The sequence below is a fragment of the uncultured Gemella sp. genome (assembly GCF_963519265.1).
GTDB lineage: Bacteria > Bacillota > Bacilli > Staphylococcales > Gemellaceae > Gemella.
In genome coordinates, this window is record NZ_CAUQNQ010000069.1 from 1 (window position 1) to 6,375 (window position 6,375).

5 protein-coding genes are annotated in these 6,375 nt (G+C 27.3%); 4 read left to right on the top strand and 1 reads right to left on the bottom strand.

The genetic code is table 11. The features are described 5' to 3' along the window. A partial coding sequence (smc, locus tag RWN11_RS06485) for a chromosome segregation protein SMC (protein WP_314160943.1) occupies positions 1-2,798 on the top strand: 2,798 nt, incomplete at its 5' end. Between the two features lie 67 nt (positions 2,799-2,865). On the opposite strand, the gene RWN11_RS06490 is transcribed toward smc, so the two are convergent. Beyond that, positions 2,866-3,777, bottom strand: a complete 912-nt coding sequence (locus tag RWN11_RS06490; RefSeq protein WP_314160944.1) for a TDT family transporter — start codon at positions 3,775-3,777, stop codon at positions 2,866-2,868. A 134-nt stretch (positions 3,778-3,911) separates the two neighbouring features. Between RWN11_RS06490 and RWN11_RS06495 the strand changes: the two genes are divergently transcribed. From RWN11_RS06495 to RWN11_RS06505, 3 genes are read left to right on the top strand one after another with little or no spacing between them, the layout of a single operon-like run. Beyond that, positions 3,912-4,487: a TetR/AcrR family transcriptional regulator gene (locus RWN11_RS06495; RefSeq protein WP_314160945.1), complete on the top strand. Its 576-nt coding sequence runs from the start codon at positions 3,912-3,914 to the stop codon at positions 4,485-4,487. Next, complete coding sequence (locus RWN11_RS06500; protein WP_314160946.1) at positions 4,488-5,168, top strand: ABC transporter ATP-binding protein; 681 nt, start codon at positions 4,488-4,490, stop codon at positions 5,166-5,168. A 4-nt stretch (positions 5,169-5,172) separates the two neighbouring features. Continuing rightward, positions 5,173-6,315 carry an FtsX-like permease family protein gene (locus RWN11_RS06505; protein ID WP_314160947.1) on the top strand — a complete coding sequence of 381 codons (1,143 nt, stop codon included), beginning with the start codon at positions 5,173-5,175 and terminating at the stop codon, positions 6,313-6,315. Positions 6,316-6,375: the final 60 nt, after the last annotated feature.

Below are 6,375 nucleotides of genomic sequence, written 5' to 3' on the forward strand. Positions count from 1 at the left end.
GTAGACAAGAAGAACTTATTAAAGATTTAGAAAGTATCAAGAATAGTTTAGTTTCTCTAGATAGAACTTATATGAAATATCACGACGAAGAGTTAGAGCTAGTTCAGAAGAAAGAATCTCTTCAATCACAATTAAGTGTTATTGAGGAAAGAAAAAATAATAGAACTCTGAGAAGTGAAAAAATTAATGATGATATTAAATATCTTGAGGAAAGACAACAAAACCTTGAGAATAAGTTAGCAGAAAGAGAAAATCTAAATTCTGAAACTAAAAGTAAAATTCAAAAGATTAATAAAGAAATCTCTTCATTAGAATCAGGAGAAGAGAGTAAATTAGAATTAATTGAAAGAAAAATAGAAGAATTAAAAGATAACTATTATAGCTTAATAAATGAAGAAACTAAACTCGAAAATAGTATAGAGTTTGCCAAGAAAAATCTAGAGAGTGCTGATGAAAATAGTAAAGAAATTCTAGATAATATAGAAAGACAAAAACAAGTTTTAGGTATAAAAACAGAAGAGATTGCAGCAGCTACTGAAGAACAAAAAGTTCTAAACGAGCAGCTAGCTAATCTTCAAAAAGAACTTGATATATTAGTTGAAAAAAATATTTTAATTAATTCAAATGGAAAAAATATCGAGGAACAAATTCGCACAGGATACAATTTTAAGAGTAACCTTGAAAATCGTAAGAAGTTCTTAGAAGATCAGATTAATAATTTAAGTTTTTACAATATTGGAGTAAAAGAAATTCTTGCTAATAAGGATGTTCTAGCTGGTGTTCACAATAGTGTAGCGAATATTGTAGGATTTGATAACGAATATGCTGTTGCAATTGATATTGCTTTAGGGCAAGCACAACAAAATATTATTGTTGAAAATGAGAATGTTGCTAAAGAGTGTATTAATCACTTAAAGAAAACTAATAAAGGTAGAGTTACATTTTTACCATTAAATAATATTAAAGCAAAAGCTATAGCGAGTGATGTTTATAGAACAGTTGTAAATGAAGAAGGATTTATCAATATTGCTGAGAATCTAATAACTGTTGATAGTGAGTACAAAAATATAATATCTCACTTATTAGGGCTTGTTATTATCGTTGATAATATGGATAATGCCAATAGAATAGCACGTAAGATTAATTTTAGAAATAGAATTATTACGCTTGATGGGCAAATCATCAATAGTGGTGGATCTATCACTGGTGGTGCTATTAATAAAAATAATAACTCATCTATTAAACATAAGGCTGAACTTGATGAGCTAGTGCAGAATCTTGACAAAATTAATGAAAAGATTGAGAAATTAGCAAATGAGAAGAGTCTATTGGAGAGTCAACAACAAGAGGTAATGGACGAAATCCTGAATTCTAAATCTGTGAAAGAAGATGTGATTTTAAAACTTAAGCAATTAGAATTAAGTATAAATCATAAAAACTCTGAAGTTTCCGATATTAAAGTGAATATAGAATTAAATGAGAAAAAACTACTAGAATTCAAAGATACTGAAGATAATTCGAGTAATATTGTTGAGTTAACTCAAAGCCTGGAGAAAATTAGAGTAGATCTACGAAAACTTGATGAGAAAATTAAGGAAGAAAGTAGTAAGAAACAAAATGCCCAAAGTGCAGAGGAATTATTCTTAGAGAAAATTGCTGAGCTTAAGATTGAAAAATCAAAATTAGAAGAGACAACTAAGCATGGTTTAGAGTTAATAGAATCACTATTAGCTGATATAACAGATATAAATGAGCAACTAACAAGATTAGAAATGTCTAAAGATGCGGAGTCTTTAAGTGAGGAAGATGAGCAAAAAATATTAGAAAATAACTCTAAAATAATTGCTGAATGCGGCGAACGATTAACAACGCTTAAGACGTTATTATCAGATCTTGATATGGAAAAAACAGGATTATTCAAACGCGAAAAAGAAATTACCCTAGCTCAACAAAGAAATAACGAAAGTCTACGTCAAAAAACTTCAGAATTTGAAAAATTAACTGTAGAACAGACGAAGATAGAAGTTAAAATTGATGAATATCTAGAAAACCTTGTTACTAACTATAATGTAACATATGAGAGTGTATTAAACAGATTAACTGCTGAAAATATTGAAGAAGTACCTTCATATAAGAATGATGTAGTAAGACTTCGTAAAGAGATTGTAGAGTTAGGTAATATTAACTTAAATGCTATTGCTGAGTTTGAAGAAATCAAAGAACGTTATGATTTCTATAATGAGCAAATTACCGATCTTGTAGAAGCGAAAGAAAAACTAGAAGAGACTATTGCAGAGATTGATAAAGAAGTAAAAGAACGCTTCTTAACAACATTTGTTAAAGTAGCAGAGAACTTCAATAAAATATTTAAAGAATTGTTCAAAGGTGGTTATGCAGATATGACTTTAGAATCACCAAATGACATATTAAATACTGGAATAGTAATCGAAGCTTCACCTCCTGGTAAAAAACTTCAAAACCTTTCATTATTATCGGGTGGGGAGAAATCATTAACTGCGATAAGTTTATTATTTGCGATATTGCAGGTTAAAAATCCACCATTTGTAGTGCTAGATGAGGTGGAAGCGGCACTTGATGAAGAGAATGTTAATAGATTTGCAAAATTCTTAAAAGTTTATTCGGAGAATAATCAATTCTTAGTTATCACACACAGACGAGGAACTATGGAGGCTATGGATACTTTATACGGAGTAACAATGCAAGAAAAAGGTATTAGTTATATCTTAGAATTAGAGTTGAAAGATGTTATCGAGAACTTCGAAGAGGTTATAGAGTAAGTAGATAAACTTTTATAATAGGTTAAAAGACACGATTAAGTTTAAACTTAACCGTGTCTTTTTGACGTTAATTTGAATAAAATAAATTCTTTATAAACCCGTACCATACATATATTACGATAATTAGTGCTAGTAATTCAATTAGGTGAATTAAAATATTTAGAATAGAAAATTCAGCTAGTTGATAATAAACCCTAGTTTTTTGAAATGATATCGCGCAAATCACTAATGGGAAAGTGAAAGCGGAAAAGCTAGGATAGAATTTTCTTTTTAGTAAATAAGGTAATTGAATTAAAACAAATATAAACAATAATATTGTAAGTGGTATTAGTATTGCTAGTATTATGTTACTTTTTTGTGTTACTCCAATCATATAACTAGCTAGTAAAAGTCCACCAGGTGCAGAAAATACAGTAATAGTCGGATAATCTCCATCTTTATAATGTTTATATTTATAAACTCTATAAAAAACAAAAGGTAATAATACTAAATAGTTAATATAAGAAAAGTAGAAGTAAATTAATCCTAGTGTTTCTAAGTTGTAATTTATTGCTGTTACTGTCACAACAGCTGGTCCAACAAAGGTAATAAACCAAGTTGGATAGATTTTATTAATATGTCTTTCCTTTATTATAAAATTATAAATTGCATAACAAACAACACAAAAATCTAGAAAGATTCCAATTATCCATACTGGCATACTCAATAGCCCGATATATTTTTTTGAAAATGAAGCAAGTAGCATAATTGTCATAGGGTATGTTGCCAGTACTGTCGCTACAACTGGATTTTCCATTTCTTTTTTTAATTTGTCAAATTCCAACACAAACTTAATAGTTAAAAGTACAATTATTATCAAAGATAATAGATTAAATAATAACTGTAGGGAAGAGGAATATGGTTGTAATAAATTTCCTAATGCAGCAGAACCTAATGCTAAGCCTGCAATTGGTGTAGGCAAGTTTTTAATTATATTCATAAACAACTCCTAATTTTTATTCTACTTTTATTGTATAAGATTTCTTGTAATAATTCAATAATTTTTCTGTTGACATTTTATACAAAATAATTTACAATAAGAAACAAGTGTTACCTATCGATGGAGGTTTGAATATGGCACCAAAATTTAAATTTACTAAAGAAGAGGTTTTGACTGTAACTATAGACTTTATAAGAGAAAATGGAATAGAAGCATTAACTGCAAGAGAGTTAGCTAAAAAATTGGAGTCATCTACTAAAGTAATATTTAGTTTGTTCTATAATATGAAAAATTTAGAAGATGAAGCAAAGTTTGTTGCAGAAAATATTTTTTCAGAAAAAGTTAATTTAGCTTTAAAAGATGATAGTCCATTTAAACGATTAGGAGTAGAGTATATATTATTTTCAAAAAATGAACCTAAATTATTTCAATGGTTATTTATGAGAAAAGGTATAGAAGTAGAAAGTTTTAAAGATTTTCTTCCAATGCGAGACTATGAATATAAATCAGTAATTGAGTCTATAGATAAAGAGTATAAAATTTCAATAGAAAATGCAAAAAAATTTTATGAGCACTTATTTATATATAGTCATGGTATTGCAACATTAACAGTTACGGGAATATATAATTTTACACCGTCTGAAATTATTGAGTACATGGCAGAAGTAGCTAAAAGTTTAATAGTACAATATTTAAGGGAGATTGATTAAATGATTACAGCAAAAAATATTAAGAAAAAATATAATGATCAAGAAGTTTTAAGGGGAATAGATTTAAAAATTGATAAAAATGAATTTGTTGTTATACTTGGGGCTTCAGGTTCAGGGAAATCTACATTATTAAATATTTTATCTGGTTTAGAAAAGTCAGATTTAGGAGAAGTTGTATATGATAATGAGTCTATAAGTGATTACTCAGAAAAACAATTAACAAAGTTTCGTAAAGACAAAATAGGATTTGTTTTCCAACAATATTATTTATTAAATAATTTAACAGTAGAACAAAATGTTAAAGTAGGAGCTAATTTAGCGGATAATAAAGAGTATGTTGATATTATAAAGGACTTAGGATTAGAAGATAAATTAAGTAAATATCCTAATGAGTTATCTGGAGGAGAGCAACAGCGTGTTTCAATTGCGAGAGCATTAGCTAAGAAGCCAACTGTACTGTTTTTAGATGAACCAACAGGAGCTTTAGATGAGGAAACTGGAAGAAAAATATTAGAGTACTTATTAAAACTAAAAGATAAATCAAACTTTACAATGATAATGGTAACTCATAATGAGAATATTGCTGAGCTTGCAAATAAGATAATTCATGTAGGTAGTGGTAGAGTAACTTCTATTGAAGAAAACTGTACACCTAAATCTGTAGAAGAGATAGGATGGTAATTATATGCTAGTACAGTTAAAAGATTTAAGAAAAGCAATTGCAGTAGTGATAGTAAGTTTTTGTGCGGTATTTATAACTACACTGTTTTCTAACTTATATTTAGATTTGAAAGTCTTAGATATTACAGGATTTAATATAATGCAGAAAAAGTTTTATGATGCTCAGCTTATTGTTTCCAAATTTGTAGTTATTATAACAGGAACTGTCTTATCAATAAGTGCAGCTGTAATGTTAATATTCTATATAAAACAATTTATTGATGATTCTAAACATAAAATTGGAATATTAAAAGCTCAAGGTTATAGTAATAACTTTATAGCATCTAAGTTTTCTATTTTTGGATTTTTAGTATTTTTGGGTTCATTATTAGGTTATGGTAGTTCACATCTGTTTATTCCGAAATTTTATGAGAGTAGGAATACAGATAATATATTATCTGAACTTACAATAAACTTTCATCCTAAACTTTTATTAATAATGGTTATATTACCATCACTATTGTTTTTAGTAATATCAATTGTTTATGTATTCTTTAATTTAAATGTACCAACGATTAACTTACTTAAACAAATAAATTCAATAAATAAAAAAATTAGAAAAAGAAGAATTAGACAATATAAAAACTTTTTTAAAGAATTAAGAGCAACAGTATTATTTAGTAATAAAACCCTATTATTCTTTGTTATTTTTGCTGCATTATCATTTTCTTCAATGATACAAATGGCATTTGGTATGAGAGATTTTGTTGATGGAACAATAAGAATTATGATGATGATAATAGGTGTGATATTATCGTTATCAATATTATTAATTTCATTGGAAGTGATTGCTAGTAGTAATATAAAAAATATATCTATTTTAAGTATTATGGGTTTTTCAAAAAGTGAATGTTCAAAAATAGTATTATCCGGTTATAGAGTAGTAGCATACATAGGTTTTGCTGTAGGAACAATTTATCAGTATTTTTTAATAAGAGTATTACTAAAAGTTTTATCTGAAAAATTAGATAGCGAAACAACATATAACTTTGATTTAATTTCAGTAATTGGTAGTTTTATAGCATTTGTATTAATATATGAAATCTTTATTTTATACTATAGTAATAAGATAAAAGGTTTAAATGTTAAAAAAATTATGATGGAATAAAAATAACAACTCCTTGTATATTTATACAGGGAGTTGTTTTAGGAGTAATTATTTAGCTAA

Bases quoted from the DNA above. Each gene is read 5' to 3' on its own strand.
- RWN11_RS06490 (WP_314160944.1), bottom strand. From the start codon at position 3,777: ATGAATATAATTAAAAACTTGCCTACACCAATTGCAGGCTTAGCATTA.
- RWN11_RS06495 (WP_314160945.1), top strand. From the start codon at position 3,912: ATGGCACCAAAATTTAAATTTACTAAAGAAGAGGTTTTGACTGTAACT.
- RWN11_RS06500 (WP_314160946.1), top strand. From the start codon at position 4,488: ATGATTACAGCAAAAAATATTAAGAAAAAATATAATGATCAAGAAGTT.
- RWN11_RS06505 (WP_314160947.1), top strand. From the start codon at position 5,173: ATGCTAGTACAGTTAAAAGATTTAAGAAAAGCAATTGCAGTAGTGATA.